This is a genomic window from Aeromonas sp. TECH754 (genome assembly GCF_056279295.1).
The window spans coordinates 4,270,864-4,286,178 of sequence record NZ_JBWBRA010000001.1; the positions used below are offsets into that span (position 1 = coordinate 4,270,864).

General features: G+C 63.7%; 15 protein-coding genes and 2 pseudogenes. 6 read left to right on the forward strand and 11 right to left on the reverse strand.

Going from position 1 to position 15,315, the window contains the following annotated elements; all coding sequences use genetic code 11:
- Positions 1-29 precede the first annotated feature (29 nt).
- Positions 30-890, forward strand: a complete 861-nt coding sequence (locus tag ACZ9IL_RS19560) for an AraC family transcriptional regulator (protein WP_476004944.1) — start codon at positions 30-32, stop codon at positions 888-890.
- 193 nt (positions 891-1,083) lie between these two features.
- Here ACZ9IL_RS19560 and ACZ9IL_RS19565 read toward each other — a convergent pair.
- From ACZ9IL_RS19565 to ACZ9IL_RS19575, 3 genes and pseudogenes are all read right to left on the reverse strand, one after another.
- Positions 1,084-1,179, reverse strand: a pseudogene (locus ACZ9IL_RS19565) (EamA family transporter); the annotation flags it as partial.
- Positions 1,180-1,182: 3 nt separating this feature from the next.
- The gene (locus tag ACZ9IL_RS19570; protein ID WP_476004945.1) at positions 1,183-2,094 is read right to left on the reverse strand and encodes a DMT family transporter; all 912 of its coding nucleotides are present in this window, start codon (positions 2,092-2,094) and stop codon (positions 1,183-1,185) included.
- Positions 2,095-2,428: 334 nt separating this feature from the next.
- Positions 2,429-2,870: pseudogene (locus tag ACZ9IL_RS19575) on the reverse strand (DUF2214 family protein).
- Positions 2,871-3,037: 167 nt separating this feature from the next.
- Between ACZ9IL_RS19575 and ACZ9IL_RS19580 the strand changes: the two are divergent.
- Positions 3,038-4,600 carry a sensor domain-containing diguanylate cyclase gene (locus tag ACZ9IL_RS19580; RefSeq protein WP_476004946.1) on the forward strand — a complete coding sequence of 521 codons (1,563 nt, stop codon included), beginning with the start codon at positions 3,038-3,040 and terminating at the stop codon, positions 4,598-4,600.
- 15 nt (positions 4,601-4,615) lie between these two features.
- On the opposite strand, the gene ACZ9IL_RS19585 is transcribed toward ACZ9IL_RS19580, so the two are convergent.
- The 6 genes from ACZ9IL_RS19585 to ACZ9IL_RS19610 all read right to left on the reverse strand — a co-directional run bounded on the left by ACZ9IL_RS19585 (position 4,616) and on the right by ACZ9IL_RS19610 (position 9,918).
- Positions 4,616-5,275 carry an HAD family hydrolase gene (locus ACZ9IL_RS19585; RefSeq protein ID WP_476004947.1) on the reverse strand — a complete coding sequence of 220 codons (660 nt, stop codon included), beginning with the start codon at positions 5,273-5,275 and terminating at the stop codon, positions 4,616-4,618.
- A 73-nt stretch (positions 5,276-5,348) separates the two neighbouring features.
- Positions 5,349-6,356, reverse strand: a complete 1,008-nt coding sequence (locus ACZ9IL_RS19590) for an ABC transporter ATP-binding protein (RefSeq protein WP_476004948.1) — start codon at positions 6,354-6,356, stop codon at positions 5,349-5,351.
- 6 nt (positions 6,357-6,362) lie between these two features.
- Positions 6,363-7,139, reverse strand: a complete 777-nt coding sequence (locus tag ACZ9IL_RS19595; RefSeq protein ID WP_476004949.1) for an ABC transporter permease — start codon at positions 7,137-7,139, stop codon at positions 6,363-6,365.
- A complete protein-coding gene (locus ACZ9IL_RS19600; protein ID WP_476004950.1) occupies positions 7,132-8,028 on the reverse strand; it encodes an ABC transporter permease in 897 nt (298 codons plus the stop codon). Before ACZ9IL_RS19600 ends, ACZ9IL_RS19595 begins: the two co-directional genes overlap by 8 nt.
- Positions 8,028-8,861, reverse strand: a complete 834-nt coding sequence (locus ACZ9IL_RS19605) for an alkaline phosphatase family protein (RefSeq protein WP_476004951.1) — start codon at positions 8,859-8,861, stop codon at positions 8,028-8,030. Before ACZ9IL_RS19605 ends, ACZ9IL_RS19600 begins: the two co-directional genes overlap by 1 nt.
- A 10-nt stretch (positions 8,862-8,871) precedes the next feature.
- Entirely contained in the window at positions 8,872-9,918 is a 1,047-nt protein-coding gene (locus ACZ9IL_RS19610; RefSeq protein WP_476004952.1) for an ABC transporter substrate-binding protein, read from the reverse strand.
- Between the two features lie 271 nt (positions 9,919-10,189).
- Between ACZ9IL_RS19610 and ACZ9IL_RS19615 the strand changes: the two genes are divergently transcribed.
- Positions 10,190-10,975 carry a UTRA domain-containing protein gene (locus tag ACZ9IL_RS19615; protein WP_476004953.1) on the forward strand — a complete coding sequence of 262 codons (786 nt, stop codon included), beginning with the start codon at positions 10,190-10,192 and terminating at the stop codon, positions 10,973-10,975.
- A gap of 389 nt (positions 10,976-11,364) precedes the next feature.
- Here the strand turns inward: ACZ9IL_RS19615 and ACZ9IL_RS19620 are convergent, their stop codons facing one another.
- Both ACZ9IL_RS19620 and ACZ9IL_RS19625 read right to left on the reverse strand, forming a co-directional pair.
- On the reverse strand, positions 11,365-12,129 hold the full coding sequence (locus ACZ9IL_RS19620) for a helix-turn-helix domain-containing protein (protein WP_476004954.1): 765 nt from the start codon (positions 12,127-12,129) through the stop codon (positions 11,365-11,367).
- Positions 12,130-12,566: 437 nt separating this feature from the next.
- Positions 12,567-13,481, reverse strand: a complete 915-nt coding sequence (locus ACZ9IL_RS19625; RefSeq protein WP_476004955.1) for a LysR family transcriptional regulator — start codon at positions 13,479-13,481, stop codon at positions 12,567-12,569.
- Between the two features lie 259 nt (positions 13,482-13,740).
- On the opposite strand from ACZ9IL_RS19625, the gene ACZ9IL_RS19630 reads away from it, so the two are divergent.
- The 3 genes from ACZ9IL_RS19630 to ACZ9IL_RS19640 all read left to right on the forward strand — a co-directional run bounded on the left by ACZ9IL_RS19630 (position 13,741) and on the right by ACZ9IL_RS19640 (position 15,260).
- On the forward strand, positions 13,741-14,067 hold the full coding sequence (locus ACZ9IL_RS19630; protein ID WP_476004956.1) for a hypothetical protein: 327 nt from the start codon (positions 13,741-13,743) through the stop codon (positions 14,065-14,067).
- 30 nt (positions 14,068-14,097) lie between these two features.
- The gene (locus tag ACZ9IL_RS19635) at positions 14,098-14,784 is read left to right on the forward strand and encodes a pirin family protein (RefSeq protein ID WP_476004957.1); all 687 of its coding nucleotides are present in this window, start codon (positions 14,098-14,100) and stop codon (positions 14,782-14,784) included.
- Between the two features lie 83 nt (positions 14,785-14,867).
- Entirely contained in the window at positions 14,868-15,260 is a 393-nt protein-coding gene (locus ACZ9IL_RS19640) for a DoxX family protein (protein WP_476004958.1), read from the forward strand.
- Positions 15,261-15,315: the final 55 nt, after the last annotated feature.

Below are 15,315 nucleotides of genomic sequence, written 5' to 3' on the forward strand. Positions count from 1 at the left end.
AGTGAGATTGCCATGAGAGTGAACCTGTCATGATCGACTATCGCGCCCGCCTGCGGCCGGCCATCAGGGCGCTGGAGCAGGATCCCGAGCTCTCCATCGAGGCGCTGGCGGAGCGGGCCTGTCTCTCCCTCTTCCACTTCCACCGGGTATTCACCGCCGTGGTGGGGGAGGCGCCGGGGGAGATGTGCCGGCGCCTGCGCATGCAGCGGGCGGCCTGGCAGTTGTGCTACACCGATGCCAGCGTCACGGCCATCGCGCTGGGGGCGGGGCTCGCCAGCTCCCAGGCCTTTGCCAAGGCGTTTCGTCGCCACTACGGCTGCACCCCTGGCGAGTTTCGCCGCGACAAGCGCAAGAATGGACACCAGGAGAGCAAGGAGGGACACGCATGGGACGAGTTACCCCCTTATGCTGAAGGCCACTCATCAGCAAGGAGCAACAACATGAAAACCGTCGAGATGGATGCCCGCACCCTGACCTATATCCGGGTGACCGGCCCCTATGGCGAGGGCTATGACGTGGTCTGTGGTCGGCTGCATCAATGGGCAGCCGCGCGCGGACTCGAGGGCGGGGAGTGGATCTTCATCTACCACGACAACCCCGAGGTGACGCCACCGGCCCAGTGCCGCACCGACATCGGCATCACGGTGCCAGTAGGGAGCCGGGGGGAGGGGGAGGTGGAGACCCAGCTTATCCCCGCCGGCCGCTATGCCCAGTCCCGCTATGTGATCACGGACCGAAGCCAGTACGGCCCCCTGTGGCAGGAGCACGTCGGCGAGATAGTGGCGGCCGGGCTGGCCTTCGGCGACGGCCCCTGCTTCGAGCTCTATCACAGCGTGAGCAATGATCCGCTGCGTGACGACGTCAGCTTCTGCTCCAGCGTCAAAGCCTGATAGCCAGAGCAACTGCTTCCAGACTGAAAAGCAGTCGATATGCGAGATAAAACCAAGAGGAGCCAGCGATGGCTCCTCTTTGCATTGTCGTGGGGCAACCTGGCGTGACTTCCACCACCAGCGCAGGCGGATCTGGGAGATCAGGCATATGGGCCAGCATCAGACCACAACCGGCCGATGATGACTCACTCGGCTAGGACTGGTTGGGCACCTTGTCCCGGCGCGACTTCCACCACCATCTCAGGCGGATTTGGGAGATGAGCATGCCCGCCAGCATCAGACCACAACCCGGCTAGGACTGGTTGGGCACCTTGTCCCGGCGCGACTTCCACCACCATCTCAGGCGGATCTGGGAGATGAGCATGCCCGCCAGCATCAGGCTGCAGCCGACGATGGCCCGTTCATCGAGAGTCTCGCCGAGCAGCAGCACGCCACCAATGGCGGCAAACACCGTCTCCAGGCTGAGGATGATGGCGGCATGGGCCGGGTGGGCGCCGCGCTGGCCCACCACCTGCAGGGTGTAGCCGATGCCGACCGACACCAGCCCGGCGTAGAGCAGCGCCTGCCAGCCAGATACGGCACCGCTCAGGGTCGGGGTCTCGATGACGAAGGCGGTGGCCAGGCTCAGCAGGCCGCACACCACGAATTGCACCCCGGCGAGGCGGATCGGCGCGACCCGGTTCGAGTAGTGATCCAGCAGCAGCAGGTGAATGGCCCAGAACAGGGCACCGATCACCTGCAGCAGATCCCCGTAGCCGATGGTGAAGTCATCGGTCACGCTGAGGTAGTAGAGCCCGGCCATGGCGATGAGGGCGCCGACCCAGGTGTTGGCCCCGGTCTTGTGGCGCAGGGCCAGGCCGATGACGGGTACCAGTATGATGTAGAGCCCGGTGATGAAGCCCGCCTTGGCGGCCGTGGTGTAGAGCAGCCCCACCTGTTGCAGGGAGGCGGCGCTGAACAGCACTGTGCCGGCGATGAGGCCGCCGGTCAGCAGCAGCCGGCGCTCGGCGGACGATGACCCGGATGGCGCGCTGGGTTGGCGCGACTTGAGCCACCACAACAGCGGCAGCAGCGAGACGGCGCCGAGCAGGAAGCGCAGGCCATTGAAGGTGAAGGGCCCCATGTGATCCATCCCCAGGCGCTGGGCCACGAAGCCCAGCCCCCAGATGGCGGCGGCCATCAATAACATCATGTTCGAACGCATACGGATTCATCCCTGAAAAACGGTCACAGCGGCACTCCACGGCCTCTGTTCAGTACGATACCCGTGTGCGGGGGGCTTTGTCGCCCGCCATTTTCACTCTTTGATCAGCGGGTTGGAGTGGATTGCCGCCCGCCTGTCGGCGATGGGCGAGCCAGGTCAGCAGAGCGAGCGGCAGCGGGATGATGACACCGGTACGGGTTCAGCCGGCAGTGCTGCGAGATGAGCTCGGTCTTCAGCCGTTGGCGAGTTTCGCCAGCAGGGGGATCAGGGCGGGTAGCCGCAAATGGCGGCGCAGGTGCTGGCTTAGCCAACATCGCTGCGAAAGGGCACCACCTCAGCTGTTGGCGAGCTTGGCCAGCAGCGGGATCAGGGCGAGCAACAGCAGGTTGCCGCGCAGGATCCAGACCACCCAGAATTGCTGCTGAATGGACACCATGGGCGCTCGTCCCTGACGCAGGGAGTGGCGCCAGCGCTGGAACAGCCGGCTGGGGTAGCTAAATGCTGATGGCCATGCAGAAAAACAGCAGCAGCTTGATGCGATAGCCGGGATTGGCGAGCAGGACGCTCGGCGCCAGATCGTGATTGAGCACCTGCAACACGCCGGTGATGAAGATGAGCAGCAGCGCCAGCGCCACCAGGCTGTCCGCGAGCAGCAGCTTGCGCACCTGCTCGATGGACATGCCGCGCCGAAACAGAAAATATTCCGATGTCACGGCCCCGGTCAGGGTGATCACGGCGCAATAGTGAAGCGCCGTCAGCAGGTCCTGGTTCAACATCTGCGCAAATTCCTTTTCGTCCTGCCCATCGCAAGCTTCCTCTTGGACGCCGTTCGGCGGGGCTGATATTCTCACACTACATCGCATCTGACGATAGCCGAGGGCCTGGATTGGCCAAGCACGACACGCGGGTTGATACCACTCGAAACTGGTCTCTGGTTGCCAGGATGCGACTGGGGCTGGCATTGCTTTTCCTGCCGGTGCTGATGCTGGGCAGCATCTACTACCTGCACATGGAGCGCAGCCTCCAGCTCGATCTGCAGCAGCGTCTGCTCGCCACCAACAATCAGTTGCAACACACCTTCATCGAGCCCTACCTCAACGAGCTGGAACGCCAGTTCAACCTGATCTACGACCAGGTGCTGGTCGAGGATTTCAGCGGCGCCGAGCTGGGGCACAGTGAACGCTATCTGCAGGAGTGGGCGCTCTACAAGGGGGTCATGGCGGATCTCGACTCCGCCTATGTGGGCACTGCCAGGGGCGACTTCCTGATCTACCCCAGACCCGAGGTGCCCGCCGACTATGATCCCAGGACGCGACCCTGGTATCGGCTGGCCAGTCAGCAGGCGGGCCAGCTGGTGTGGACCGATCCCTATCAGGGCTACGGCAAGCTGCACGACAAGCTGATGATCTCCCTGGCGCGGGCCCTGCCCGATCGGGCTGGCAAGATCCAGGCCGTGGTGGCCATCGACATGGTGCTGGCCCCCTTCTCGGCCCAGTTGAACAACCAGCCCAATACGGGCTACCAGATGATCATCAACCAGTCCGGCAAGGTGCTGGCCTATCCGGATGCGAGCTGGCTGCTCAAGACCATGCCCAGCCCCCACTGGCTCTCGCGTTTTAGCAACACCGAGGGCATCTTCCTCGATACCGAGACCCAGCAGTTTGTGGCCTATCGCCGGCTGCCTCACTGGAACTGGGTGCTGATCAGCGTGCAACCGGCGGCCAGTTTCCAGGCCGTGGTGACGAGTGCCTCCTTCAACGTGCTGGGAGTGGTGGTGCTGGCCTGCGTGCTCTATGCGCTGCTGGCGCTGGTCTGGGCCCGCTACTTCAGGCGCATGCTGGACGAGATCTCCGCCATGATCCGCGCCAGTCGACTGCAGCCAGATGAGGTGCCCCAGGGCGGCATGCGCGAGCTCAGGCACGTCTATGCCGAGCTGGCGGAGGTGAGCAAGGATTACCACGAGGTACGCCAGCAGGCGAACATGGACAAGCTGACCGGCCTCTACAACCGGCGCTTCTTCGACGAGCGGCTGGGCTTGCTGCTGTTTGAGCACCAGCCCTTCTGTCTGGCGATGCTCGATCTGGATAACTTCAAACGGGTCAACGATACCTATGGCCACCAGACCGGGGACGTGGTGCTCAAGCGGGTCGCCAAGCTTGGCGGCCGCTTGCTGGGGGATCATGGCTGGGTCTGCCGCTACGGCGGCGAGGAGCTGACGGTGCTGCTGGTCAACCCGGACATCCACTTCTGCCACATGCTGCTGGAGCAGTTCAGGATAGGGGTGGCCTCGCTGGATTGGCGGGAACCCGGTCTTGGCATCACCTTCAGCGGCGGGCTGGTGGCCAGCGCGCCAGGGCTGGATGCCAAGGCCCTGCTGGAACTGGCGGATGCCGAGGTGTATCGCGCCAAGCACGATGGCAAGAATCGCATCTACCTCGGCCAACCGCCGGGGGAGGCGGGGGCGTCACAGCCCCGGCTCGCCGCGCTGAGCAACGAAGGGACCTGAGGGTCCCTTCTGCTTTCAACCCGCCAACTGCCAGTCGAGGATCGGCCAGTGCAGCTCCTCGGCCACCTGGCGCAGGCCGGGAGCGGGGTTGACCGCATGGGGATGGGTCACCGCCCGCAGCAGTGGCAGATCGTTGTGGGAGTCGCTGTAGCCGTGACTCTCCTGCCAGATCCCGGAGTGCCCGGCAAACAGCTGCTCGATGCGGGCCACCTTGCCCTCCCGAAAACTCAGGGTGCCGCGGGTCTGGCCGGTCAGCATGCCGGCCTCCTCGTCCAGCAGGATGGCGACGCAGTGATCCATCCCGAGCATCCGGGCCATGGGGGCCACCAGGTGTTCGCCGGAGGCGGAGATCAGCACCAGCGGGTCACCCCGCTCCCGGTGCCACTCGATGCGGGCCAGTCCCTCCGGGTAGATCCGCTCCCGCAACACCCGCTCGGCGAAGTGCTGGCACTGCTGTTCGAGCCAGGCTCTGTCCTTGCCCACCAGCGGCCGCAGGGTGAAGGCCATGTACTGATGCATGTCCATCTTGCCCTGATGGTAGAGGGACATCATGGCCTGCTCCTCGGCCACCATGGTCGCCGGCGCCAGCTCCTGGGCCACCATGTACTCCAGCCAGAGGCTGGCACAATCCCCGGCAATCAGGGTCTCGTCCAAATCAAACAGTGCCAGCGCCATGTCGGCTCCCTCTGGTCGGAAATACGGTTGCCGGCGGCAATGCGCCGCGTAAAAAGTGAGAGTTATCCATCGCTTATGCTACCTCACGCAGCTGATCTCTGGCCACCGCCAGGGTGACCCTGGTGCCCACCGCCAGCAGATCCCTGGCCGAGCGGTTGAGCACGTCCACCGTCAGCAGCCCGGCCTCGCATTCGACCTGGTAGCGGATGACGTTGCCGAGCAACTGCTGCTGGCGAACGATGCCGGGCAGGCTGTGTTCATGGCCTTCGGTGCTTGCCGGCAGCAGGCTGATGGACTCGGGGCGCAGGGCCAGCTGGCTATGCGCCTGCGGGCCGAGCAGGGACTTGGCCTGCTCGGGGGTCAGCAGGTTGTAGTGGCCGATGAAGCTCGCCACGAAGGCGTTGGCGGGCTGGGTGTAGATCTGCTCCGGGCTGCCGCTCTGCACTATCCGCCCCCTGTCCATCAGGAACACCCGATCCGACAGGGTCAGCGCCTCCTCCTGATCGTGGGTGACGAACAGGGTGGTCAGCTCGAGCCGCTGCTGGATCTCGCGGATCTGCTGGCGCAGGCTGCGGCGGATGCGGGCATCCAGCGCCGACAGGGGCTCGTCCAGCAGCAATATTCTGGGCCGTACCACCAGGGCGCGGGCCAGGGCAACCCGTTGGCGTTGGCCACCGGAGAGCTCGCTCGGGTAGCGCTTCGCCAGATCTTCCAGCTCCACCAGCGCCAGCACCTCCCGCACGCTGCTGGCCAGCTCCCGCCCCGGCTGGGGCTTCATGCGCAGGCCGAAGGCCACGTTGTCCCACACCGTCATGTTCGGGAACAGGGCATAGCTCTGGAACACCATGCCGATGCCGCGCTGCTGGGGGGCCTGCCAGGTGATGTCTTCACCGGCGACCCGGATCTGGCCGCCGTCGACCGGGGTCAGCCCGGCCAGGGCCCGCAGCAGGGTGGACTTGCCGCAGCCCGAGGGGCCGAGCAGGGTCACCAGCTCCCCCTTGCGGATGCCGAATTCGATCCCCTCGAACACCCGGGTCTCGCCGTAGGACTTGTGTAACTGATTGACTTCTAGATGAAACATCTTGGATCACCGATGGAATCTGTTCGCCGCCCAGGTGAGCAGCAGGGTCAGCAGGAAGTAGCTCATCACCAGGGCGCTGGTGAAGTGCCCCGAGGTGGCGCGCATGTTGTAGAGATAGACCTGCAGCGTCTCGTAACGGGTGCCCACCAGCATGTTGGCGAACACGAACTCGCCGAGCAGGAAGGAGAGCGACAGGAACAGCGCCGCCAGCAGCCCCTTGCGCAGGCAGGGCAGCACCACCAGCGCGAAGGCGCGGGTGCTGCTGGCACCGAGCAGGTGGGCGGCGTCCATCAGATCTTTCAGCGGTATCCCTTGCAGGTTGTTAGCCAGCGCCCGGTACATGAAGGGCAGCACTATGGTGAACCAGGTGCCCACCAGGATCCACGGCGTGCCGATGATGGGCAGGGGGCCGTCCGCATAGATCTGCAGCAGTCCCACCGAGGAGACCACGGGGGGGACCGCGAAGGGCAACAGGATCAGCAGATTCATCCAGGGATCCAGCTTGGGGAAGTAGTAGGCCACCACCAGCACGGTGGGAACCAGCACAAAGGTGCCCAGCAGCAGAGTCGCGAAGCAGACCAGCAGGCTGCGGCCAAACGCCGCCAGGAAGCGGGGATCCCCCCACAGCTTGAGATACCAGTCGAGGGTGAAGCCGTCCGGCAACAGGGTGGCGCCCCAGCGGGTGGAGATGGAATAGAGGAAGGTGGCCAGCAGCGGCAGCAACAGGGTCGCCACCAGGGCGCCAAGCACCCAGCGTGGCCAGCTTGGTTTCAGGTCACGCATGCTGGTTCCCCTTGTTCACATAGCTCTTCTTCAGCAGCCACTGGTTGGCGGCCGTGACCACCCCCAGCAGCACCATCAGGATCACCGCCAGCGCCGCCGCCAGATTCGGCTCGAGGAAGATGTCGCCGGAGACCAGGCTGGCCACTCTGATGGTCACCAGGTTGAAGTTGCCCGTGGTGAGGGCATAGGCAGAGGCATAGGCCCCCACCGCATTGGCGAACAGGATGATCAGGGTGCCGAGCAGGGCCGGGGTGAGCACCGGCAGTGCCACGTGCCACACGTATTGCCGCTTGCTGGCGCCGAGCAGAGCGGCGGCCTGGGGCCAGTCATCCTGCAGGGCATCGAAGGCCGGGTAGAGCAGCAGCAGGGCGAGCGGTATCTGGAAGTAGGTGTAGATGAGGATGAGGCCGCTGCCGGAGTAGAGGTTGAAGCCGTCGATCCAGCCCCAGGACTTGAGCAGCAGGGTGATGGCGCCGTTGATGCCGAGCACGATGATGAAGGCGAAGGCCAGCGGCACGCCGCTGAAGTTGCTGGTCATGGTGACAAAGGCCAGCAGCAGGCGCTTGATCCCCTCGCCGCTGTGGCGCAGGGCCGCCGCCCCCAGGGTGCCGATGGCGAGCCCCGCCAGGCTGGCGATGCCGGCGATGCGAAACGAGTTGCCAAAGGATTGCAGGTAGAAGGGAGAGCTCAGGATCTCCCGGTAATGGGCCAGTCCCCAGCCGTCCGGGGTCTGGAAGCTGCCCACCAGCACCCACAGCATGGGGGCGAGCTGGAACAGCATCATCAGCAGGGCGAAGGGCAGCAGCACCAGGGCGGGTAGCCAGTGGCGGCGGGTGCGGCCCTGGCGTGTGCCTTGTGCTGTCAGTGTGTCAGTGGCGGCGGGCATCATCAGTGCACCTCCCGCTGATGGCTCGCCTTGAGCAGCTGAGGGCCGCTCGGCTTGTCGTGAGGCACGCTGAGCAGATCCGCCATCAGGGCGCAGAGCTGGGTCTGTTGCAGTGCGGGGCCGGCCGGCCACTGGGTCACGAAGGCTTCCCCAAACAGCCAGAGCGGCACGGTGCGCTCCTCCGGCAGGGTGCCGCCGTGGCTGAGATCCTCGTTCATGCCGTGATCCGCGGTGATCAGCACCTGATAACCCTCCCCCAGCCACTGGGGCAGCAGGTCGGCCAGCAGGCTGTCCATGCGCCGCGCCTGGTTGCGGTACTGGCGGGAATCCAGCCCGAAGCGATGGCCCGCGTCGTCCACCCCCATGGGATGGATCAGCAGGAAGTCGGGGTCGTACTGGGTGCGCAGCCATTCGCCGTCCAGCAGCAGATGGCTGTCGGGGTAGCCATCGTCCCAGTAGAAGCAGCCGTGCTGGATCGGCAACTGTTCGTCATGGGTGAAGCGATCCCGCAGCCGCTGCCAGGGGCTGCGATTGTAGAGCTCGCTGACCCAGTGATAGGCCGCGGCGGCGGTGCCTTTACCCGCGGCACGGGCGAGATGGAAGATGGAATCGTGCAGGCTCAGCCGGCTGACCCCGTTGTGGGTGATGCCGCTCGCCACGGGCGGCACGCCGGTCAGGATGCATTCGTAGAGTGGCCGTGAGAGGGAGGGCAGGGCGCACGTCAGGGTCGTGTAGAGCCCGCGCTCTGCCTCCACCATGCCTGTGAGGTAGCCCATGGTATGGGCCACCTCGGCAGACAAGCCATCCACAAGTACCACTATCACCTTGTGTTGCACTGGCGCGTCCTTATTGCATGTTGATCATGACGGTTTCTTGCCACTGGCGCGGCAATGCCTTGGAGCTCTGCTCCCAGGCCGCATGGTCACTGACCGGCTTGGCATTGGCGTATTGCTCTGCGGGCAGCAGCTTGGCTTTCACATCATCCGGCAGCACCACATTGCTGCGGATGGGGCGGGCATAGCCACGGGCCAGGTTGACTTGACCGGCATCGGAGAGGATGTATTCCCGCGCCAGCTTGGCGGCGTTGGGGTTCTTGGCCCACTTGTTGATGATGGTGGTGTAGCCAGCGATGACGGAGCCGTCGCTCGGGATCACCACGTCAAACTTCTTGGGGTCGATCTGGTCGCGGTAGTTCAGCGCGTTGAAGTCCCACAGCACCCCCACTTCCACCTCACCCTTCTCGATGTTGGCGATGGTCGGGTCGTTCAGTGACAGACGGCCCTGCTTGGCCAGCTTGCCAAACAGCTCCAGCGCCGGTTGCAGATTCTTCTCGCTGCCGCCGGTGGCATAGGCCGCCGCCAGCACGCCGTTGTTGGCCTGGGAGGCGACACCCACATCCCCCAGCGTCACCTTGTAGTCTCCGCCGAGCAGGGACTGCCAGCTGGTGGGGGCGGCCTTGACCAGATCCTTGTTGATCAGGAAGGCGATGGTGCCGGTGTAGGCCAGCATCCAGTGGCCGTCCGCATCCTTGGCCCAGTTCGGAATGTCCGCCCAGGTGGAGGGTTTGTAGGGCTGGGTGACTCCCTGCTTGACCGCGACCGGGCCGAAGGCGCCGCCCACGTCGCCGATGTCGGCGGTGGCATTGGCCTTCTCGGCGGCGAACTTGGCGATCTCCTGGGCCGAGCTCATGTCGGTGTCCTGGTGCTTGATGCCGTAGACGCTGCCGATCTGCTGCCAGGTGTCCTTCCAGTTGGCCCAGCTGTCGGGCATGCCGATGCTGTTGAGCTGGCCTTCGCCACGGGCGGCTTTTTCCAGATCCGCGATATTGTCGGCCGCATACAACGGTTGACTGATGGCCGCCATGGCCAGTGCACTTGCGATCAAGGTTTTCATCATCCCATCCCTCTGGACTAGGTCAGTTAAGGTTCGAGAGGGATGCTAGAGGGGAAATATGACGGTGACGGGGCGTTTGCGTGGCAGTTTGATGACAAAGTGAACGGGGCGACAAATCTGGCCAGAGAGCGTCAAGATGAGGCGGGCGGACACCGTGATGACAGAGTGAGCGGGGCGCAGGGATGGTGGTTGGATGCCACAGAGGCTGTCACCGGGCTGTCATCCAGCCGGGTTACAACTCATGGCCGAGAGCCACTGGTCTATGCCAGCCATGAGCCACAGGAACCCGACAGTGACCGACAGCCGACCCCCTTCCAAGAGTGAACAGATCTGCCAGATCCTGCGCCGCTATATCGGCAGCGGCCAGCTGGGGGCGGGGCAGCAGCTGCCCGCCGAGCGCGCCCTGAGCGAGCGCTTCGCCACCACCCGCATCACCGTCAAGGAGGCGCTCTCCAGCCTGGAGGCGGACGGTCTCATCTACCGGGCCGAGCGGCGCGGCTGGTTCGTGGCGCCGCCCCGGCTCACCTACGATCCCGCCATCCACACCCACTTCCACCACTGGATCGGCGAGCAGCAACGGGTGGCCGAGACCCGGGTGCTGGCCCACGGTGGCGCCCTGGCCAGCAGCGAGTTGTGCCGCTGGATGGGGCTGGATCCCTTCACGCCGCTCTACGAGATCCGCCGCCAGCGCTTCATCGACGGCCGCCCCGTGTTGCACGTCAGCCACCATCTGCTGGCGAGCCGCTTCCCCGACATCGCCAGCGCACCGCTGGCGAGCTCTCTTACCGAGCTCTACTCGCAGCGTTATGGCATAGGCCAGGGCGGTGCCAGCCTGGAGATCACTCCTTCGGCGGCGCGCGGGACCATCGCCCGCGCCCTCAATCTGGCGCAGGGGAGCGCCGTGCTGCGGCTGGTGCGGGTCAACTATGACGAGCAGGGGAGTCTGGTGGATTGCGACATCGAGCACTGGCGCTCCGATGCGATCCGCATCTGCCTGGACACCCGGGCGCTGCAGCCCGTCATCGGAGGGCGACCGCAGGTGCAGACAGTGCGCTAACGAGGCACTGGCGGGTTCAATGGCGATCCGCATCTGCCTGGACACCCGGGCGCTGCAGCCCGTCATCGGAGGGCGACCGCAGGCGCAGACAGTGAGCTAGCGAGGCACTGGCGGGTTCAATGGCGATCCGCATCTGTCTGGACACCCGGGCGCTGCAGCCCGTCATCGGAGGACGACCGCAGGCGCAGACAGTGCGCTAGCGAGGCACTGGCGGGTTCAATGGCGATCCGCATCTGTCTGGACACCCGCGCACTCTTGCCCCCGTTGGGGACGAGAGCGGGAACGCAAACGGAGAGTCAGGGGAAGATCCGGGCATGAGGAAGGGGATCCTGTCCTGATGGGGGCAAGGATCCTGTACAGAGAGAGGATCCTCGCGCCCGGCCAGGGGATCAGTTGTCGATATTGGGGATCAGATCGTCGAAGCTCTGGTAGCCGCAGTCGGCCAGTTGCAGCGACATGGTGTAGGTCTTGGTGTCTTCCCGCTGGCCGATGGCCGGGCGGTTCAGCTTGAGCTCCTGATGCCAGTACTCCTTCATCCGATCGATCAGCGCCATGGCCTCGGCCTCGTCCAGGTGGAGCTGGCACAACGCCATGTAGTTGTTGGACTTGTGCATGTTCTCCACCAGATAGTCCCCCAGCACCGCCATGGCCTGGCGCGCCTGCTGGCGGGCGAAGCGGCTGTGCTGCTCGAAGCTGATGCGCTCGCTGATGAGGAAGTGGTAGCTGTTGTCGAGGCCGAGCTGCAGTATGCCGAGCCGCTCCAGCTTGCGCAGGTAGAGGTAGCAGGACGCATCGGTCAGGCCATACTCCCGCTTCAGATCCACCAGCGCCTTGTCGCGCCAGAAGATGTTGGCGAGGAAGGCGTAGAGGCCGGGTTCCTTGTGGAATGCCTCGTCCTGCTCCTGGGTGAAGACGGCGCGCCGGCTCTGGGCGTCCTGAGTGCGATCCAGCAACTCCTCGAATGACAACCCCACCAGATGGCAGATCTCCAGCAGGGTGTCGAACGGCAGGGAGGGCTTGTTCATCATCCGCTTGATGGTGGCGATGGAGACGCCCATGGCCTCGGCCAGGGTCTGGTAACGGATCCCCTTGTCGGTCAGGGCCTTCTTCAGGGTGTCGAGAATCTGGTTGGCCAGGGTCTGGCTGTAGGTCATGCAACTAATCCTTTATCTGCATCTTGTGTCTTGTCAGAACGTGAGTTCTTTTTTTGTTTTGGGCTCAAGTTTTGACACCTGTCGAACCTGAGCAAAGTAAAACCGCCGACATAGACCGGCGTGGCCCGGCCAGGAAGGAGGCCGGTGGCAGATAATGACACCTTGTGGTGCATATCCTTCAACCTTTCAACATTTTGCTGGTGATGCACGGCACATCGCACATAATCCGAACCGGATCGGATTCGCGGCCCCAGCGGCCTGGAAAACGATTGTTTGCTTCCAAATTAAGGGTTTTTAAACCGCAAGGTTTTTTTTCTTTCCTGGCATTGAGCGGAACTCGCGAGAGATCCGCTTTTTCTTTTCCCCAAATCTGAGCCCGCCGTCAAGGCAGAGGCGCATCTTTCGCTACTTCTTGCTGTTCTCACCCCCTAGACGGCTTATTCCCCCTTGCAGGGAAACAGCTTGGGGATCTCCCGCACCAGCCAGCTCTTGGCCTTGCCCATGGTATCCCGCCGCCAGGCCAGCGCGACCTGGAGCTGATGCCGATATTCCGGCCCTATCACCTTGAGGCGCCCCGCCTTGATGTCTTCTTCTATCCAGCTCAGCGGCATGGTGCCGACCCCGATGCCCGCCAGCAGGGCGTCGCGCTTCTCGCTCATGGTGCTGACGGTGAGGCGCGGCTGCTTGTCCAGCAGGCGGTAGGTGAGCACTGGCTTGCGCAGGGCGGTGTCGGCGATGGCGATGGCGCGATAGCGGCGCAGGGTATCGTCCGCCAGGGGCTCGGCCTCCTGGTGCAGCGGGTGATCCGGGTGGGCGACGTAGAGCATCACCTCCTCCTGCAACAGCTGGTGCTTGATGCCGGTCAGGGTCAGATCGGGGTTGAGGGAGGAGATGAGCAGGTCGGCGCGGCCATCCTCCAGACACTCCCAGCTGCCCGCCAGCACCTCGGCGCGAAACCGCAGCCGGGTGTCGGTGAGCTCGGCCAGCCGCTCCACCAGTGGGTAGAGCGCCTGCACCGGCACCAGGGCATCGACGGCGACCGTGATGTCGGTCTCCCAGCCGCGGGCCAGCGCCCGGGTCTCGCCCACCAGGTGTTCGGCGGCTTCCAGCAGCACCCGACCCTGCTCCAGCAGCATGCGGCCGGCGGGGGTGAACTTGGTGCGATGGCCGCTGCGATCGAACAGCATGGCGTCCAGCTCGTCCTCCAGCTTCTGCACCGTGTAGCTCAGTGCCGAGGGCACCTTGCCGAGCTCATCGGCGGCGGCCGCGAAGCTGCCGCGACGGTCGATGGCATCCAGCACCCGGATGGCCTCCAGGGTCAGCGCCCGTTCCTTGTTCGTCTCTTTGGCCATATCTACCCTTCAATTTTTTTGAACATGTTTGCCAGATTATCTCGCTAACAACTTAGGGCAAGTGACCTTAATATTCAACCAACGCTTCGGCAGGAAGGCCGAGCGGCCAAATAAGCGATAGTTCAGGACTGTGACACCCAAGATGAGATGTCTGATGTCAGTAAAAGAACAACACTATATTTGAATAACCTCTTGCATGGATGCATTGATTCGGGCCGACCCGGCCTTGGCAATGACATATAAAACAAGAGAGTGAAACATGAAAAACGTAATCAAGATGCTGGCCGTTGCAGGCCTGATGACCGCCGGTGTAGCTCAGGCTGCCGTACCCGCCAACTTCAGTGCCGCCCCTGGCGTGCTGGTTGTCAACTGGCAGGCGGGCGCCGCCATCGACGGCAAGTCCAACCCCATGCTGGAGGTGCGTGACGAGTCTGGTGATGTGCTGGCGTCCGTCCATGCGAACCTGACTGGCACCCAGCTGGTGCAGATCCCGAGCCGCACCCAGGGCAACCTGACGGTCAGCCTGGGCAACGAGAACAGCAGCTACCGCATCCCGTTCGGTCTGGGTGATGGTCGCCAGCGTTAAGCAACCCTATTGGTACCTGAGGAGCACACCATGATGAAATTGAGAGCCGCAGAAGCGCGAGGCAAGGCCAACTTTGGCTGGCTGGACGCACGTCACAGCTTCTCGTTCGGTCATTACTATGACCCGGACTGGATGGGGCACTCTGTCCTGCGGGTCATCAACCAGGATCTGGTGTCGCCGGGTGGCGGTTTTGCCACCCACCCTCACGCCAACATGGAGATCCTGACCTGCGTGCTGAAAGGCACCATAGAGCACAGGGACAGCCTCGGCCATGCCGAGCAGATCCCGGCGGGGGATTTCCAGCTGATGAGCGCAGGGTCCGGCATCCGGCACAGCGAGTACAACCCCTCGCAGACCGAGCCGCTCTCCCTGTTGCAGATCTGGATCGAGCCGAACGAAGTCGGCACGACCCCGGGCTATCAGCAGAAGAAGATTGAAAACCAACCGGGGCTGACGCTGGTGGCGTCACCGGATGGCGAAGCAGGATCCTTCAGGATCCGCCAGCAGGCGAAGGTGTGGCGGTTGCAGCTCGCCGAGGGTGAGACCCTCGAATGGGCATTGCAAGGACGCCACGGATACCTGCAAATGATTTCAGGGGAGCTGACTGGCAACGGTCTGGCTGCCCGCCCCGGCGATGGCCTGCTCAGTCGTGACGAGCAGCGCTGGTCGCTCAGTGCCTCCCGAGCGAGTGAGGCCCTGCTGTTTGATCTGCCCTGATAAATAAATCTTGGCGAAATTAATGAGTTAACATTTCGGTCTTACACTATTAACGAGTTATGGGTAATCAAAGGAATCTGAAAATGGACAAGATGAAAGACGTGGCACTGCTGGTGGGTCGTGTATTGCTGGCGCTGATGTTCGTGATTGCAGGCTGGGGCAAGATCAGCGGTTATGCCGGCACCCAGGGCTACATGGAGGCCATGGGTGTGCCCGGCGCCATACTGCCGCTGGTGATCCTGCTGGAGCTGGGTGGCGGTCTCGCCATCATGCTGGGTCTGTTCACCCGCAGCATCGCCGTGTTGATGGGTGGTTTCACCCTGATGGCCGCTTTTATTTTCCACTATCAGCCTGCCGAACAGATGCAGATGCTGATGTTCATGAAGAACCTCTCAGTGGCCGGTGGTTTCCTGGCCCTGGCGGCGGCCGGCGCCGGCGCCTTCAGCCTGGATGCCCGTCTCGGCAAGCACTGGTAAGTCTCTGCAAGTTTAAGTTTTCCAACGCCTTTTGGCCGGTGCAGCAGCACCGGCC